The 16,857-nt window shown below is 42.3% G+C and carries 14 protein-coding genes and 1 pseudogene; 12 read left to right on the top strand and 3 right to left on the bottom strand.

The features are described 5' to 3' along the window. Positions 1-429 precede the first annotated feature (429 nt). Positions 430-2,682, bottom strand: coding sequence for a catalase/peroxidase HPI (katG, locus tag F824_RS0119670; RefSeq protein WP_031327273.1), 2,253 nt, complete (start codon positions 2,680-2,682; stop codon positions 430-432). Between the two features lie 797 nt (positions 2,683-3,479). Here katG and F824_RS0119655 point away from each other — a divergent pair. Next, complete coding sequence (locus tag F824_RS0119655; protein WP_019599651.1) at positions 3,480-4,373, top strand: sterol desaturase family protein; 894 nt, start codon at positions 3,480-3,482, stop codon at positions 4,371-4,373. An 813-nt stretch (positions 4,374-5,186) separates the two neighbouring features. After that, positions 5,187-5,558 (top strand): VOC family protein, encoded by a 372-nt coding sequence (locus tag F824_RS0119645; protein ID WP_019599649.1) that lies wholly within the window; start codon positions 5,187-5,189, stop codon positions 5,556-5,558. 355 nt (positions 5,559-5,913) lie between these two features. Here F824_RS0119645 and F824_RS0119640 read toward each other — a convergent pair whose 3' ends face one another. Beyond that, positions 5,914-6,459 carry a fasciclin domain-containing protein gene (locus tag F824_RS0119640; RefSeq protein ID WP_026333820.1) on the bottom strand — a complete coding sequence of 182 codons (546 nt, stop codon included), beginning with the start codon at positions 6,457-6,459 and terminating at the stop codon, positions 5,914-5,916. A 350-nt stretch (positions 6,460-6,809) separates the two neighbouring features. Here F824_RS0119640 and F824_RS0119635 point away from each other — a divergent pair, with 350 nt between their 5' ends. Genes F824_RS0119635 through F824_RS0119625 form a run of 3 tightly spaced genes read left to right on the top strand, consistent with a single transcriptional unit; the run spans position 6,810 to position 8,296 of the window. Next, complete coding sequence (locus F824_RS0119635; RefSeq protein WP_019599647.1) at positions 6,810-7,313, top strand: RNA polymerase sigma factor; 504 nt, start codon at positions 6,810-6,812, stop codon at positions 7,311-7,313. Next, positions 7,304-7,897, top strand: a complete 594-nt coding sequence (locus F824_RS0119630) for a hypothetical protein (RefSeq protein WP_019599646.1) — start codon at positions 7,304-7,306, stop codon at positions 7,895-7,897. Before F824_RS0119635 ends, F824_RS0119630 begins: the two co-directional genes overlap by 10 nt. 39 nt (positions 7,898-7,936) lie before the next feature. Continuing rightward, complete coding sequence (locus F824_RS0119625) at positions 7,937-8,296, top strand: cupin domain-containing protein (protein WP_019599645.1); 360 nt, start codon at positions 7,937-7,939, stop codon at positions 8,294-8,296. Positions 8,297-8,494: 198 nt separating this feature from the next. Here F824_RS0119625 and F824_RS28195 read toward each other — a convergent pair. Further along, positions 8,495-8,587 (bottom strand): annotated as a pseudogene (locus tag F824_RS28195) (esterase family protein); the annotation flags it as partial. Positions 8,588-8,725: 138 nt separating this feature from the next. On the opposite strand from F824_RS28195, the gene F824_RS0119620 reads away from it, so the two are divergent. From F824_RS0119620 to F824_RS0119580, 7 genes are all read left to right on the top strand, one after another. Then, on the top strand, positions 8,726-9,685 hold the full coding sequence (locus tag F824_RS0119620; RefSeq protein WP_019599644.1) for a sugar phosphate isomerase/epimerase family protein: 960 nt from the start codon (positions 8,726-8,728) through the stop codon (positions 9,683-9,685). A gap of 58 nt (positions 9,686-9,743) precedes the next feature. Further along, positions 9,744-10,277, top strand: a complete 534-nt coding sequence (locus F824_RS0119615) for a protein N-terminal glutamine amidohydrolase (RefSeq protein ID WP_019599643.1) — start codon at positions 9,744-9,746, stop codon at positions 10,275-10,277. Between the two features lie 581 nt (positions 10,278-10,858). After that, positions 10,859-12,064, top strand: coding sequence for an NAD(P)/FAD-dependent oxidoreductase (locus tag F824_RS0119605; protein WP_019599641.1), 1,206 nt, complete (start codon positions 10,859-10,861; stop codon positions 12,062-12,064). 211 nt (positions 12,065-12,275) lie between these two features. Continuing rightward, complete coding sequence (locus tag F824_RS0119600) at positions 12,276-13,424, top strand: amidohydrolase family protein (protein ID WP_019599640.1); 1,149 nt, start codon at positions 12,276-12,278, stop codon at positions 13,422-13,424. 80 nt (positions 13,425-13,504) lie between these two features. Then, the gene (locus tag F824_RS0119595) at positions 13,505-14,692 is read left to right on the top strand and encodes an MFS transporter (protein ID WP_019599639.1); all 1,188 of its coding nucleotides are present in this window, start codon (positions 13,505-13,507) and stop codon (positions 14,690-14,692) included. 585 nt (positions 14,693-15,277) lie between these two features. Beyond that, positions 15,278-15,838, top strand: a complete 561-nt coding sequence (locus tag F824_RS0119590) for an AraC family transcriptional regulator (RefSeq protein WP_026333818.1) — start codon at positions 15,278-15,280, stop codon at positions 15,836-15,838. A 402-nt stretch (positions 15,839-16,240) separates the two neighbouring features. Further along, positions 16,241-16,624, top strand: a complete 384-nt coding sequence (locus F824_RS0119580) for a hypothetical protein (protein WP_019599636.1) — start codon at positions 16,241-16,243, stop codon at positions 16,622-16,624. Positions 16,625-16,857: the final 233 nt, after the last annotated feature.

Below are 16,857 nucleotides of genomic sequence, written 5' to 3'. Positions count from 1 at the left end.
AAGGAAAGTGATCGATTTGAAGATTTCGGAGAGAATTGATGCTTAACCCATCCATCGTCAAAATGAATTTGGCCCTGTAAAGGACAGCGACAAAAAACCTTCAGATGAATACGCAATTTCAGGCGGGAATGAAATTGGCAATGCATATCACAGGTTCCACCCGAAATATGCATTAGGTTTCCAAATGAGATCGAAACTACAAGAAAATGAGACGATTGGGAGACCAATTCCTGATACCATTAGGGTGACGTCAAAACAATCAACAACTAATTGAACATCAGTTAAATATAATATTGAATTGAGTTCGTAATGCATAAAACGGGTTCAAGCGTTGCCATCGAAGACGAGGAAGTAGAATAGATAGTGAATAGACTATAAAAAAAGGTGGCCCGTTACCAGACCACCTTTCCAAATTGATATATTTAAGGATTAGGATTTGACCAAATCAAAGCGATCCAGGTTCATCACCTTGTTCCAAGCTGCGACAAAATCATGGACAAACTTTTCCTGACCATCCCCACATCCATAGACTTCCGCCAAAGCACGAAGTTCTGAATTGGAGCCAAAGATCAGATCAACTCTTGTTCCGGTCCATTTTAGTTCTCCAGTCATCCGGTTTCGACCCTCAAAGATATCTTCGGATTGCGAAGAAGCCTTCCAAGTCGTTCCCATATCGAGTAAGTTGACAAAGAAATCATTGGTGAGCGTTTCTGTCCGATTGGTGAAAACACCATGTTTGGAATGTCCAAAATTGGTATTCAATACACGCATGCCACCCACAAGTACCGTCATCTCAGGAGCCGTCAAGGTCATCAGTTGCGCTTTGTCCACCAACATTTCCTCTGCGGATACCGAATATTTGGTCTTGGAATAGTTGCGGAAACCATCTGCTTCAGGCTCTAGCACCGCGAAGGATTCCACGTCTGTTTGTGCTTGTGAAGCATCCGTACGTCCCGGAGTAAAGGGTACAGTAATCTCCTGACCGGCTTTCTTGGCTGCAAGCGCTACGCCTACACATCCTCCCAAAACGATCAAATCAGCAAGTGACACCTGCTTCCCTCCTATCTGCGCATCATTAAATTCTTTTTGGATTCCTTCAAGTGTTTCCAACACATTCGCCAAAAGACCAGGATGATTTACTTCCCAATCCTTCTGGGGTGCGAGCGCAATTCTGGCACCATTGGCACCTCCACGCTTATCCGAACCACGGAATGTCGAGGCAGAAGCCCAAGCCGTGGAAACCAATTGGGAAATCGGGATTCTTGAATCGGATATTTTGGACTTCAAGAACTCGATATCCTGTTCGTTGACCAATTCATGCGTAACAGCTGGTACTGGATCTTGCCAGATGAGCTCTTCAGAAGGTACTTCTGGACCAAGATAACGAGATATTGGCCCCATGTCACGATGGGTCAACTTGAACCATGCACGGGAAAAGGCTGTAGCCAATTCTTCTGGGTTCTCGAAAAAGTGTCTTGAAATTGGCTCATATATAGGATCAACTCTCAAGGCAAGGTCAGTCGTAAACATCATCGGTGCGTGGCTCCTGGATGGGTCATGTGCATCAGGAACTGTACCGGCACCTGCTCCGTTCTTCGGCGTCCACTGATGAGCACCTGCTGGACTTTTGGTCAATTCCCACTCATATCCAAACAGGTTCTCGAAGTAGTTGTTGTCCCACTTCACTGGATTAGTGGTCCATGCCCCTTCAAGTCCGCTACTAATCGTATCGCTTCCATTGCCGGTACCGAAGGTGTTTTTCCAGCCTTGGCCTTGCTCCTCGATGGCTGCACCCGCTGGTTCCGGACCAACATATACGCTTGGGTCGGCTGCACCATGGGTTTTGCCGAAGGTATGTCCACCTGCGATGAGGGCAACAGTTTCGTAGTCATTCATGGCCATCCGGCCAAAAGTCTCGCGAATGTCGCGAGCAGATGCCAGCGGATCTGGTTTTGCATTGGGACCTTCCGGATTCACATAGATCAACCCCATCTGAACAGCAGCAAGGGGGTTTTCCAAATCCCGATCTTCTGTATACCGTTTGTCTTCCAGCCATTTCCCTTCCGAACCCCAGTAAATGTCCTGTTCAGGTTCCCAAATATCTTCTCTTCCACCACCGAAACCAGAAGTTTCCAATCCCATGGACTCAAGTGCACAGTTTCCGGTGAGAATCATCAAATCCGCCCATGAGATTTTCCTGCCATATTTTTGTTTGATCGGCCAAAGCAGCAAACGTGCCTTGTCAAGGTTCACATTGTCCGGCCAGCTATTGAGCGGTGCAAAACGCTGACTGCCGGAACCTCCACCGCCACGGCCGTCGGAGATTCGATAGGTACCCGCGCTATGCCAAGCCATCCGAATGAAAAATGGACCATAGTGGCCGTAATCGGCTGGCCACCAATCCTGAGAAGTAGTCATCAATTCGAAGATATCCTTTTTAACTTCGGCCAAATCGAGGCTTTTGAACGCTTCGGCATAATTGAAGTCATCTCCCATTGGGTTGGAAAGGGAAGAATGCTGGCGAAGGATGTTGAGATTCAACTGATTTGGCCACCAGTCACGGTTGGAAAGCGCAGTAGTCGCACTTTTCCTCATGGCTGTCCCTGAAAAAGGACATTTGCTTTCACCACTATCCTTGTTTACTTCTGATAATGTAGAACCGTCATTTTTGTTGTTATCCATATTGGGTTTGATTTTTATTTTCAACTTGAAGTCTCAATTTACTAAATTTATTAAGGAATAAAATTTTTTTTCCATAGATAAAATCTATGACTATTGACATATTTCGATCTTCAACCTCAATACAAAAATCCCACCGGTGCCAATAAAAAAACAGGGCCACGCTACAACTTCAGTCCAAAATTCATTTTTTAGATCAATAAACGTAAATTGGTTGTCCAAAAACATCCACCTCAAAATCAAGGATGAAATTTTGGGATGTAACCTGGTTTTCCGGAAAATTCCCTTGTCGAATTCAGTTCAGACTATAAGGCCTGCTGGGATTGCCGAACTTGGTCAGCAAGGGAATGATCCTCCTGCGGGAGACCGATTTAAAAACATGGATTTGAGCCAAACTAATGAAACCAGGTGCATACCTTTGTTGAAACAATCTTTTCCCGAAGGCAATGCATCCCAAGGATCAAGTTTATCTTTCACCCGAATTCTAAGAACTCGAAAAAGTAACGTAGAGAATCTAACTTGATTAAGTTAGATGGAATATGCAATAGGCTTCCTAAAGAGGTTTGAAACGATAAGGAAAATCAGATTATTTGGAATACAAGGACTCTCACCAAGATGGTGAAATCAAAAACAGCAAAAAACTTAAGTTTATCAGAAAATTTTAGACTTGAATTAAATTAATGATGCATAAAACGGGTTTAACAAATCAAGAAAAATAGAGTTCTTCACATAGGCTTCTTGGCTTGATTTCAGTGATCATTGTCACCATTTGACCTCCCATAAATCCTCACCTTTGCAAAATGGAAAAATATATCAAAGCGATTTCGGATGGCTATTACGGTTATGCGAATTACTTGATCAATGAAATCCTCAACCCCGGTTGGCACAACTATTTCTACACATTGGTGGCTGCATCCTTGGCAATCTACTTGCTGGAGATTGCTTTCCCTTGGCGCAAGGACCAATCCCTGATCCGGGAGAACTTCTGGATTGACATCTTTTACCTTTTCTGGAATTACTTTCTCTTTGCCTTGGTGGCCTACAATGCCATTTCGATGGTCGCCGTGGAGCTCTTCAATGATTTTCTGGGCCTTTTTGGCGTTGTCAATCTGGTAGCGGTTCAGGTTGGGAATTTGCCAGGCTGGGTTCAATTGCTTCTGATATTTGTCTTGCGCGATTTTATGCAATGGAATATTCACCGCATGTACCACCACGTCGGTTGGATGTGGGAATTTCACAAGGTCCATCACAGCACCCAAGAGATGGGTTTTGGGGGATTACTGCGCTTTCACTTTATGGAAAACATCCTTTATCGCTCCTTGGAATACATTCCTTTGGCGATGATTGGCTTTGGGATCACAGACTTCTTTATCGTCCACATCTTCACATTGGTGACTGGTCAGCTGGGCCATGCCAATCTTAAAATTCCTTTGGGACCTTTTAAGTACCTGTTCAATGGCCCACAAATGCACCTCTGGCACCATGCCAAAGACATGCCCGAAAGTCATCCAAATGGCTTCAATTATGGGATCACGCTGAGTATTTGGGATTTTATCTTCCGGACAAATTATTGGCCCTCCGATGATGAGCATCTTCCCATCGGACTGCCCGACCAGGAAAATTTCCCCAAGGATTTTGTGGGACAAAACATCCAACCCTTTCAGAATATCTTCAGGAAGAAAGACGCAAAGTAGGATCATGGAAATTTGAGCGGGAAGATTGACTTACTGAAATGCAAGCCGATCCGATTCAGTGGCCTTTCGGGAACCTGTTTTTGAATTCCCGGAGCAATCCTATTTTTTAAACCCAAAGGATTGAAGGTTTATCCCAAAACAAGCATTAGGTTCCAAATCAGGCTAAAGGGGCAAAAAAATCAAACTATTGGTAGAATAAGGCATGACAACGATTTAATGAAGACAAAAAAAGTCAATAAGGACTGATTGTTAAGCAATTTCAGGTCAGAATGGAACTGGTAAAGCATCACGCAGCTTTAAATCTCTTTTTACATTACAAAGGATGAAATTTTTTTGACTTTGGATGGTTCGACTTTATAAATTATATTCAGCCATAGGGCACAACCTTTAACGTTAAACCCGAAATATGCAATAGGTTTCCAAATGGGATTGAAACTGAAAGAAAATCAGCTTATTGGGAGAATGATTCCTGACACCAATAAGGTGAAATCAAGAATAGTCAACATCCAATTGACTGTCAATCAATAACAATATTGCGTTGAGTCCGTAATGCACAAAACGGGTTAAATATGCATTTCATTTTCTCGTGGGGTGGAAAGTGCAAGAGAATCAGTTGATTTGGAAAACAACGCGGTTTATGGATAAGGCAAAGTCAGAAAACATCAACAACTGACTGATTATTAAGCAATTTTTAGCCTAGAATGGAATTGGTAAGGCGCAACACAGGTTTTACCATCATTCGCTAAAAAGCACAAAGTGTATAAATAAAAAATTCTCGACAATAATTTAAACCACACCAAAAAAACCAAAAACATGAAACTAGGTGCATTTTCAGTAAGTCTCAATGTAAAGGACCTCAAGACCTCCAAAGAATTTTATGAAAAACTCGGCTTCGAGGCATTTGGCGGGAGCATGGACCACAACTACCTCATCATGAAAAACGGAAATGCGCTCATCGGCCTGTTTCAAGGAATGTTTGAAAACAATATCCTGACTTTCAACCCTGGTTGGGATGAAAATGCCAATGCGCTTGGTCAATTCGATGATATCAGAAAAATCCAGCAGGACTTAAAAGAAAAAGGAATCAGTTTACAAACCGAAGCGGATGAAACCACAACAGGACCTGCCAGTTTTGTCTTGTCAGATCCAGATGGAAATACAATCCTGGTGGACCAACACCTGTAAATATTTTTGTGGAATGCCCAAATTAAGGAGACAAACCTGCAATCAAACTTTTGAAGATAAAAAGCTTGGGATTGGTCATTAAAAGTTACACCCGAAATATGCAATAGGTTTCCAAATGGGATTGAAACTGAAAGAAAATCAGCCTATTGGGAGATTAATTCCTGACCCCAATAGGGCGTAATCATAAATAGCCAATACCCAATTGATTGTCAGTGAATTCCAATATTGAGTTGAGTCCGAATTGCATAAAATGGGTTAAATCTAGGGAAGTCCATCCCAAAAAAATCAGTAAAGGATGAAAACAAAAAAACCTGCCAATGGCAGGTTTTTTTGTTTTCTGGATAGATTATCCAAATTATTTTGGCATCAAAACAGCATCAATAACGTGAACAACGCCATTGGTTCCAGCTAGATCGGCAGCAGTTACATTAGCACCATTGATCATCACTTTACCATCCTTGATGGATACTTTCAATTCCTGGCCGTTCAAAGTTGTTACAACTTGTCCGTCAGATAAATCTGCCGCCATCACATTACCAGCAACAACGTGGTAAGTCAAGATTCCAGTCAATTTTTCTTTGCTTTCAGGCTTCAATAAAGTCTCAACCGTTCCAGCAGGCAATGCATTGAATGCAGCATTGGTAGGTGCAAAAACCGTGAATGGACCTGTTCCGTTCAATGTTTCAACAAGACCTGCAGCAGCTACTGCAGTCACCAAAGTAGTGTGATCCGTAGAACCCATAGCGATATCCACAACAGTGTTGGGCGCTTCTACTGGAGCTACTTCTTCAACTACTACGATTTCTTCCGTAGCTTCTTCTTTTGGAGCATTGTTACAACTTACTGCGAATGAGGAAGCGATAACTGCAGCTGCCAAGGATAAAATTCTTAAGTTTTTCATTTGTTTGTTTGTTTTTGTTTGTTTTTGGTACAACCCTTTACCTTTTGTTAAGTTTAGTTTTTTGAAAAATAAATTACTAAAGGCAAAAATAATACCTTCAAAGGTAATAAGAATTTAACTTTTAATGCAAGTTCGCCTAAGAAAATTTTGGTTCTAACCATATTCCTCGTCAAAACATCCACAATCTTCGGCAAAAGCAGGAAACCACAGGGTACTATATAAACTAAAATCTAATTCGATCGATATTTTTAAAAGGCTTCATTCCATACTTTAAAAAAAATATTCAAAAATATCTTGGTGATTGTGATTTTTCAGCAAATTCAGACACTAATTGTTTGATTTATATTTTCATGGACGACAAAAACGCATTTATCGACATCATCAAAGGAAACGAAGGCTTGATCTTTAAGATCACTACCCTATACACCAACACTGCCGATGACCGCGATGACCTGTATCAAGAAATCGTGTATCAACTTTGGAAATCATTTTCAAGCTTTAAAGAAGCTTCCAAAATCAGTACTTGGATGTATCGAGTCGCCCTCAATACCGCAATATTCCACCTGAAAAAAAGCAAAAGGAATGTGGCCACCATTCCAATGGATCTGGAAATACTGAAGCTTGCTGAAGTCAGGGACAGCGTTGAGGAAGAAAAAATCCAAAAACTGTATGCCCATATCCAGCAACTGAATTTGCTCGAAAAAGGAATCGTTTTGCTCTATTTGGAAGGAAAAAATCATGAAGAAATTGCCTCTGTAGTAGGACTTTCCACCTCCAATGTCGGAACCAAACTTTCCCGTATCCGGGAAAAATTAAAAACACAAATCATCAAAACCAAACACACATGGAACTAGAGGAAATGAAAGCCACTTGGGAGGCTTTGAGTCAGAAAGTAGCACAGCAAGAAAAATTAACCCACAAAATGATCGAAAACATGACCCATCAAAAGTACAAGTCCAGATTGAACAAGATTCTTTACCCCGAAATACTTGGGAGCATCATCTGTTTCCTTGGAGCGATTTTCATGATCCTGAATTTTCAGGCCATTGAGGGGCCGATCATGCAGGTTTTTGGCATTCTTTCCATCCTCTTGCTCTTCGGATTGCCCATCATTTCACTTGCTTCCCTCAGTGGACTTCGGAAAGTAAATGTTTCTTTGATGACCTACGCAGAGGCCATAAGGAATTATTCCCTTCAAAAGATCCGGTTTCAAAAGCTCCAAAAATTAAATGTTTCCATGGCTTTGTTATTTTTGTTGATCGCAACCCCGGTTTTCATGGAAATGAATGGAAAGGACATCTCAAATATCCCCTATTTTTGGAAATTGATATTTCCATTGGGCGTCATTCTCTTCCTGGGATTCTCAGTTTGGGTACTGAAAAATTACAACAGTGCATTGAAAAAAGCGGAAGACACACTTTCGGAAATCCAGAAATAAGCGAAACAAACCCTGGACAAGAGACAAAACGAAACCACCATGAACATCAACCTGAAAGAAAAATTCAACAAAATATCCAACTATTGGCATCCCTATATTATCGGAGAACTCAATGATAACTTTGTCAAACTGGCAAAATTGAATGGAGAACTGGTTTGGCACAGCCACGAAGAGGAGGATGAAATGTTTGTGGTACTGTCAGGAACGCTGATGATGGACTTTATCGACAAAACCGTCACCACCAAACCGGGCGAAATCCTCATCGTCCCGAAAGGTGTCCAACACCGCCCTTGGACCAATGGGGAGGAAGTGAAAGTGATGCTCATCGAACCCAAAACCACACAACATACCGGAACTAATAAAGTGGCACAGACAGTAGAAAACCTGGAGTGGATTTAAAATACCACACATGGATTGGTATTTCAATCAAAACCAAAGCATCTCCACAGGCAAATCCCTCTCAACTTGGGCTTGTATGTGAAGATGCTTCTTCATAAATGGCAAATACAACGAGAAACAATGGATCTTGGAAAAATAAAAACCTTTCCCTGTATTTAATCAGGTTGCAGTTTCGAACCAGTAGCCTCCGGACACCAATTATTTCTGATGGAAGGTATCGGAAACAAAGCCGAGCACTTTGGGCAAGGATTCCCTCCAATAGGTCCAAGTATGTCCTCCTACACGGATCCTGTTTCTGACTTCAGGATATCGTTTACACGAATTATTCTCCCAATGGTCTGATTTTCATGCAGTTTCAACCCAATTGGAAAAGCTTTTGCATTTGTCGGGTTGAATCCTTTATCTTACCTTTTCATTAAACCCAATCCGATGAAAAGAAGAAAATTCATCATGTCCTCTGTCTTGGCCGCTGCGGCCGCCACTACCCTACCCTTTGGCGCTTTGCATGCCCGACAGCTTGCCGAACGCAAATTTAGGATTTCCCTGAATCCAGGGATCATTGGCGTGAAGGCCAATTTGGCGGAAACACTCGATTATGCAATCCAATATGGATATGAGGCCATCAGTCCGTTTACGCAAGAAGTAATGGCAGACTATTCCGACGGAAAGCTAAACGAGCTTTTGTCCAAAATGAAAGCCCACCAAATCAGTTTCGGGTCAAACAATATCCCGGTGGAATACCGTCTTGATCGCACGCGATTCGACGAAGATTTCAGAGGGCTGAAAAAGTTTTGTCAAACCATGGAAAAACAGGGTGCCTCGCTGATGAACACCTGGATCATTTCCTCCCACAATGAACTCACCTACAATGAAAACATGAAACAACATGCGGACCGCTTGGGTGAATGTGCAAAAGTGATGGAGGATCATGGGATTCGGTTGGGCTTGGAATACCTTGGCATGCGGACTTTGTTGACGATGAACCGCTACCCTTTTATTTCCTCTATGAAAGAGGGAAAAGAGCTGATTGCGACTATCGGGAGGGGCAATGTGGGATTTGTCTTGGATAGTTTCCACTGGTATTGTGCCAATGACACCTTGGACGATATCCGTACCCTCAGGCCAAAGGACATCGTGGTCGTGGATCTCAATGATGCCCGCGCAGGATTTACCCGCGAGACCCAGATGGATGGCAAGCGGGAGTTGCCCTTGGCTACGGGAGTGATCAAGCTCAAGGATTTTATGCAGGGATTGGTCGATATCGGTTATGACGGCCCTATCCGCACCGAACCTTTCAACCAAGCGCTCAACGACCTCGAAAACGATGAAGCCTTGAAGGTAAATATGGCCGCAATCAAAAAGACATTGGCCTTAGTTGATTTGACTTGATGCAAATATTGAAGGGAAAAACAAAATTGCAGTGAATAATGGTAATTTTGTTCCGCAAATGAAAATTGAAACCTTCGAGTACACCGAAAATTATTGTGAGGAAAATATCTGGCATTTATGCCAGCATCCCGATTTGACAGACTTTTCAAAAAAGGTGTTGATCGTTTCCAATAAGAGTAAAAACTGTCCTTTTTTGCATCAAAAATCCTCCATCGACCAACAGGCAGTTTGGTGGGATTACCATGTCATCCTCTTGGCTTCCAAGGGGGGCGTCAATTTGGTGTATGATTTTGACTCCACGCTCTCACTTCCAAGCACTCTAGATGATTACCTGCGTCTGACCTTTGGCGAAAAATCAAATTGGCGAGCAAGTGATTTCCCCGCTTTCAAATGGATTGATGCCCTCGTGTATACCCAAACTTTTTTTTCTGACCGAAGCCACATGAAGGATTTGGAAGGCAACTGGATATTTTCTCCTCCACATTGGCCACATATTGAAAGTGCGGAAAAGCTTCCCCTTTCAGCATTGATGGATTTCACCGAGACCAGCCAACAGCGGATTTATAGCCTAGAGGAAATGGAGAATTACTGACTTTAAATACACCAAATTCCAAAACCGTAATGATTACAGATCACCGAGAAGCCTCGGTATTTCAAACAATGTTTTGAAATACCGACCCCAATTGGCCTCCAATCTCTCCACAACCACGGTCTATACCACTGAAAATCAGCCTACTAAAAAAAAAACCGAAAGGTAACGAACATTTATTCCTTTACCTAGATTTTTTAATCCAATACATTAGGGCTCAACCCGCGCTATGTATTTCCAATTCCTTTTTAACCTGAAAATAATTGAAAATCAGACATTTATTCGCCATTAGTGACTTCATCCTACTTGGTTACAAGACTAATTCCACAATCAAATTGACTTTCAACCCCATCAAGAAACAAAATTTCTATTTCTGGTTAAAATGCTACAATTTTTTCTTGCATTTCTGTAAACCCAACAGTAAAAATCAACCTACCTTGAGGCTTCATTCTTGCAAAATCCATGCGCCAAAAGTTCTTCAGAAATGCTCTTTTTTGCCGGTTTTCTTTTGATATTTGTTAAGAAATGAAATGAAAGCGAATGCACAGCCTTTTTACTCCGCTAGCCTATAAAATATTTTTAAGATGAAGATAAAATCAAGTGAGCCATTTTGGCTGGTGAAAAATGGAATTCTACATTCCTATCCCTCACTCCGAGAAGATGTCAAAACAGAAATTCTGATCGTTGGCGGTGGGATCACGGGAAGTTTGATCGCACACCGATGCATGGAGGAGGGATACAAGACCATACTCATCGACAGAAGAGAAATCGGGCATGGAAGTACTTCTGCCACGACGTCCATGCTGCAATACGAAATAGACCTGCCCCTCTTTGAACTTGCCAAGATGATAGGGGAAAAAGGTGCTGCCGAGAATTATTGGGCTTGCTTCAAGTCCATTGACGATTTGAAAAAAATAGCCAAAGTGGTGAAATCCACTTGTGGGTTCCAAAAAAAGGAATCCCTCTATTTTGCCGCTTTCAAAAAAGACGTGCCCTGGTTGAAGAAGGAATTTGAGGCAAGAAAAGAAAATGGATTTCCCGTAAAATGGTTGGAAGCCGAAGAAATAGAAAAAAAATACCAGCTGAAAAATGCCTTTGGAGGAATACTTTCCGAGCAGGGAGGAAGCATTGATGCCTTCCAATTGGCGCACGATATCTTGGCATTCAACCATAAGAAAGGCTTGGAAATCTATGACAAAACGAATATCAAAAAAGTGGATTACAAGCGGAATGGCGTCAGCGTATTGACCGAATATGGCAATACCATCACCGCAAAACACATGATCTATTGCAATGGATTTGAAAGCACGGAAATCATCAAAGACGATTTTGTGAAATTACTCTCCACCTATGCCACCGTTGGTGAAATCATGGAGGACGATCAAACGCATTTGAATGACACCTTGTTTTGGAACACGGCCGAACCCTACATTTACATGCGGACCACGGATGATAACCGCCTCCTCATTGGCGGGGAAGATGAGGATTTTGTGAACCCTGAAAAAAGGGATGCCATGCTGGGTGAAAAATCCGGGAAACTTTCCAAGTACCTGAAAAAAGTGTTGCCCGATTATGATTTCCGGTCAGATTTTGTCTGGGCGGGCACCTTTGGGGAAACCAAGGACGGCTTGCCCTATATCGGCCAGCACCCGGATTTTCCCAGCACCTTTTTTGTCTTGGGTTTTGGTGGCAATGGAATCACTTTTTCGGTGATCGGGATGGACGTCATTTCCGACATGCTCAAAGGAAAAAAACATCCACTTGAAGAGTTTTATAGATTTGGGAGATAGATTTTGGCGTCACGCCAAGTAGAAAAACCTCAAGCCTCAATTTCGAAGCTTAAGCCATTTCGATTTTTTACCTGGAGATTGGGTAAAACAATAAATCGCCAACCCCCTAAAAAGTCATGCATTCAATGATCGAAGGATCAAATAAACTGCAACATGGACATGATTTGGATTTTTCTGCTAAAATTGCAAGATCAAAAATAAATTGTCCAAGATGAAAACCCACTTTGCTTCCATAATTTTCACCCTTCGATTCCAGCTTTTATTGGTCTCAGTAATTTTCTTTTCAGGATTGAATTTGACCGCCCAGGAAATGGGGTTTGAAGAATACAATCCCCCCTCCACTTTGGTCGTTTCCGAAAACCCCGTAAAAAGGGCGAAATTCCCCTTTATCGATATCCACAGTCACCAATGGAACGTCAGCCAAGAAATCGTGGACCGGTTGGTTAACGAAATGGACGAATTGAACATGGGGGTAATGGTCAATTTGAGTGGCAGGGGATTTCAGCGCGGGTCCACAGATATCGACCGACAGGAATACATGTATTCCATGATCCGAAGATTCAATGGCGTCGCTCCGGGAAGGTTTATCGTCTTCACCAATCTCTCCTTTTCCGATTTCGGTTCGGATCAATGGGTAAAAAAGGCAGTGGCAGATCTTGAATTGGATGTCAAAAACGGTGCAAATGGCCTCAAAATCTACAAAAGCCTTGGCCTAACCGACAAGGACATCCATGGCAATCGCATTCCGGTGGACCATCCCGACTTGGATCCGGTCTGGCAAAAAGCCGGTGAGCTGGGTATTCCCGTCATCATCCACTCTGCGGATCCTGCACAGTTTTGGCAAGAAATGGACGGCAACAACGAACGCTGGCTGGAACTGAAGACCAATCCAAACCGAAAGCGTTCGGATACTAACCCTGTTCCCTTTGATCAAATCATCGCCGAGCAGCACCATGTATTCCAAAAAAACTCAGGCACCAAATTCATCAATGCGCACATGGGCTGGATGGCCAACGACTTGGCGAAGGCCGGCGCACATCTGGACCTGTACCCTAACGTTTATTTTGGCATCGGTGCTGTGATCGCCGAATTTGGGAGACAACCCCGAAGTGCCAAGGCATTCTTCGACAAGTACCAGGACCGGGTGCTTTTCGGGAAAGACGCATACAACAAAGAGGAGTTTTACACCTACTTCCGCGTATTGGAGACCGAAGATGAATATTTCCCTTACTACAAAAAATACCATGCCTTTTGGTCCATGTACGGTTTGGGATTATCTGACGAGATTCTGAAAAAATTGTATTACAAAAATGCAATTGCCATCATCCCCAACATCGATACCAGTATTTTCCCGGATTAAGGCTGAACCCTTCTCTAAAATACACGGAAAATCATAAACATTGAATTGGGTTTACTGATTTCTCCCTAAACCCGACCCAAATGAGATTGATTTTACCCATCATCGTACTTTCCCAATTCCTTTGTACTTCCCTATGGTTTGCGGGAAATTCCATCGTCGCCGACATTGCACGGGATCTCGGTTTGGGTCAGGATTTTTTGGCCCACCAAACCAGCATGATCCAATTTGGGTTTATCTCAGGCACTTTGGTTTTTGCCATACTTGCCGTTTCGGACCGCTTCTCCCCTTCTTTGGTTTTCTTTGCCAGTGCGCTGCTTGCCGGACTTTTCAACCTTGGCATCAGCATCAATGACATTACTTCTCTCCAAATCCTTTTGTTTCGATTTTTGACCGGGTTTTTCTTGGCAGGGATTTATCCAGTGGGCATGAAAATCGCCTCGGACCATTACGAAAAAGGTCTGGGAAAATCCCTGGGATTCTTGGTTGGCGCATTGGTTTTGGGGACCGCATTTCCGCATTTGTTGAAGGATCTGCTTCAGGGTTTCCCTTGGAAATACGTCATTTACATCACCACCAGCCTTTCGGTTTTGGGCGGTTTATCGATATTCCTATTCGTCCCCGACGGCCCATTCCGAAAAGTAGGCCAAAAAATCAAGTTGACCGCATTTCTTTCAGGCTTCAAAAACCCTGACTTTCGTGCAGCATCTTTTGGGTATTTTGGTCACATGTGGGAACTGTATACCTTCTGGGCATTTGTCCCGATCATTCTCGCGAGCTACAATGCACTTTACCCAGCAGCGAATCTCAATGTCCCCTTGTATTCCTTTGCCATCATCGCCTCCGGCGGACTGGCTTGCATGATAAGCGGATGGATTTCCCAATGGTATGGAGTAAAAAAAATAGCCACATTGTCCCTGCTCTTCTCTTGCTTGTGTTGCCTGGCTTCACCGATTTTTCTGTTCTCCAGTTTCCCGATGCTGTTGGTGGCATTCCTTTTCCTGTGGGGAATTGTGGTCGTGGCAGATTCGCCCCTGTTTTCGACTTTGGTGGCCCAAAATGCACCTGCATCGACCAGAGGAACCGCACTCACCGTGGTCAATTGCATTGGCTTTTCCATCACCATCCTGAGCATCCAGTTGGTCAATTCCCTGACTGGAATGTTCAATAGTCAGTATATTTATATGATTTTGGCCATCGGCCCACTCTTGGGACTTGCCGCCTTGCTCAAAAAAAAACCGGGCAAAAAAACGCTCATGGTGGTTTCCTAGGCCAATAAAAATGGAATTGAAGACCAGGACTGAAACCGCTACCGACCAACAGAATGTTTTTCTCCTCTACAAAAAGACCATGGGGCATAAGGATTGGCTAAACCCGTGTTCTGTATTAACATTTCCACTCGAGTATGAAAGCATCTAATAATCAGTCAATTGCTCACTGTTTTGTCTTCACCATACCGGTTAGACCTCTTATCCTCCCACTAGTCTGGTTTTCTTGCAGTTTCAGCCTCATTGGGAAACGGAATGCCTATTTCGGATTAAGTCTTGTTGGTAGTTTGAGAAAAAGTGAGGCTTTTGTCCCGGAGCTCCTCTTGAAGGGGTTTTGGGAATGAAATAAAAACGGGATTGTGGAAAAAATCACAAATGCTATCAGGAACACTTGAAAAGGGATGGCTTATCCATCCCAACTAAAATAATTTGTCCAGTTCGACAATGGTGAGGACACTATTGAAAATAAATACAGGAACATATATTCTTTCTTTGAAAACAGAGGTAAATTTGGCACAAGCCTTGAGAATGGGTTTCAAAGTTGAAAACCGAATCAAACTTTCATTAGCACACAATAAAAATTGGTTTATGAAAATTTATATTAAAAACATGGCCTGCGAAAGCTGCAAAATCGTGGTAAAGGATGCTTTGGAGGAGCTAGACATTTCTACGGTGAAAATTGATTTGGGCGAAATCGAAACGAAGGAAGAACTTAGTGATGAGGATAAAAAGCAACTGAACAGTAAGATCAAAAAAGCCGGTTTGGAGCTGTTGGAAAAAAAACAGGGGATTCTCATTGAGAAAATAAGAAACGTGATGGTAGAATATGTCTACAACTCAGAAGAGCGGCCCAACACTACCTTTTCTGTTCTGTTGAGCGAAAAATTAAACCACAGTTACAGCTATTTATCCAATTTTTTCTCGGAAGTAGAAGCCACTACCATCGAACAATATTTGATTTCCCTTAAAATTGAAAGAATCAAGGAATTGATTGTCCTGGAGGAACATACCTTTTCTGAAATCGCACACAAACTCCACTACAGCAGCGTCGCCCATCTGTCCAACCAATTCAAAAAAGTTACTGGATTGACCCCTTCACACTTCAAGAAATTAAAGGAAAAAAGGAGAATCACCATTCAGGATTTATAAATCCTGCAACTATCCATCCCGAAGGATTTCAAAACTCCTTTTTTGCCCCCCCCCCTTATGAAACATTCTTTTGTATTTGGATAATTTTTCCGATCCAAATCCCTTATGAAATCCCCAAAAAGCACACTATTTTCTTTCCATGGGACCAGCCAATACGGATTATTGTAGGATTCTCGAGAAAATCAACAAACAGATAATGCATTTTATCTTTTTAATGCCGAAATTAAGTTGTTGAAATTCTTCCCTTCAAGGTAGCGGACACATGCTTTTTCGGATTGGCACTTTGTTATGGGAAGAGAAATCCAAGGGAGATATTGTTTTGGGTTTGACATTTTAGAATCCCAGAATTGTCTTAACAATACTATTTTTATCTCAATTTGAAAAGCACTAAAATTCAAGGAAATGGAAAATCAAAATACAATTTCGCAATTGCACAAAGAGCACAAAGAATGGTTGAACAAACTTTTGTTTTATAGAGACGAACTTTCCATTATGGATGGTCGGATATTGGAAGTCGCCAAAAAAAAACCAGGAAAGGAAGTAATGGTTATGGTGGAACACTTCCAAAACCAAGTGATCATCCAAAACGAGCAGATCGATATCTTAAACCATGATATCAAAAGCCACGAAGCGTACCTCCATACAGCAGTCGAAAAAAAAGGAGCCGATATTGGTACCGAAAATTTTTCTGACCATCAGAAACACCGGGAAAGTATTGCCGTTTTTGAGAAAATTTTTAGGGAATTGAGAGAAGAATTCATCGGATTTCTAGCAAAATCGATGTAAAAAAACAACCGCCAAATCCCCAATAAAAACATCTTCCCCAACCTCATTCCTTTTCGATCTCCGCGAAAACCTTGGCGACCTTTGCACGAAAAACTTAACACAAGGACTTTTCCCAAATAATTTTATAAACTTCAAATAAAACTACCCTCCCCAACCTCCTCCCTTTGCGGTCTCCGCGAAAACCTTTGCGATTTTTGCGTGAAAAACTTAACACAAAGACTTTTTCCAAATCA

It is taken from the genome of Rhodonellum psychrophilum GCM71 = DSM 17998 (assembly GCF_000381545.1).
GTDB lineage: Bacteria > Bacteroidota > Bacteroidia > Cytophagales > Cyclobacteriaceae > Rhodonellum > Rhodonellum psychrophilum.
This window is presented reverse-complemented; position numbering and strand designations above follow the sequence as displayed.

Excerpts from the sequence above, each read along its gene's own strand:
- F824_RS0119600 (WP_019599640.1), top strand. The coding sequence starts at position 12,276 with ATGAAAACCCACTTTGCTTCCATAATTTTCACCCTTCGATTCCAGCTT.
- F824_RS0119580 (WP_019599636.1), top strand. The coding sequence starts at position 16,241 with ATGGAAAATCAAAATACAATTTCGCAATTGCACAAAGAGCACAAAGAA.
- F824_RS0119635 (WP_019599647.1), top strand. The coding sequence starts at position 6,810 with ATGGACGACAAAAACGCATTTATCGACATCATCAAAGGAAACGAAGGC.
- F824_RS0119615 (WP_019599643.1), top strand. The coding sequence starts at position 9,744 with ATGAAAATTGAAACCTTCGAGTACACCGAAAATTATTGTGAGGAAAAT.
- F824_RS0119620 (WP_019599644.1), top strand. The coding sequence starts at position 8,726 with ATGAAAAGAAGAAAATTCATCATGTCCTCTGTCTTGGCCGCTGCGGCC.
- katG (WP_031327273.1), bottom strand. The coding sequence starts at position 2,682 with ATGGATAACAACAAAAATGACGGTTCTACATTATCAGAAGTAAACAAG.
- F824_RS0119630 (WP_019599646.1), top strand. The coding sequence starts at position 7,304 with ATGGAACTAGAGGAAATGAAAGCCACTTGGGAGGCTTTGAGTCAGAAA.
- F824_RS0119590 (WP_026333818.1), top strand. The coding sequence starts at position 15,278 with ATGAAAATTTATATTAAAAACATGGCCTGCGAAAGCTGCAAAATCGTG.
- F824_RS0119605 (WP_019599641.1), top strand. The coding sequence starts at position 10,859 with ATGAAGATAAAATCAAGTGAGCCATTTTGGCTGGTGAAAAATGGAATT.
- F824_RS0119625 (WP_019599645.1), top strand. The coding sequence starts at position 7,937 with ATGAACATCAACCTGAAAGAAAAATTCAACAAAATATCCAACTATTGG.
- F824_RS0119640 (WP_026333820.1), bottom strand. The coding sequence starts at position 6,459 with ATGAAAAACTTAAGAATTTTATCCTTGGCAGCTGCAGTTATCGCTTCC.
- F824_RS0119595 (WP_019599639.1), top strand. The coding sequence starts at position 13,505 with ATGAGATTGATTTTACCCATCATCGTACTTTCCCAATTCCTTTGTACT.
- F824_RS0119655 (WP_019599651.1), top strand. The coding sequence starts at position 3,480 with ATGGAAAAATATATCAAAGCGATTTCGGATGGCTATTACGGTTATGCG.
- F824_RS0119645 (WP_019599649.1), top strand. The coding sequence starts at position 5,187 with ATGAAACTAGGTGCATTTTCAGTAAGTCTCAATGTAAAGGACCTCAAG.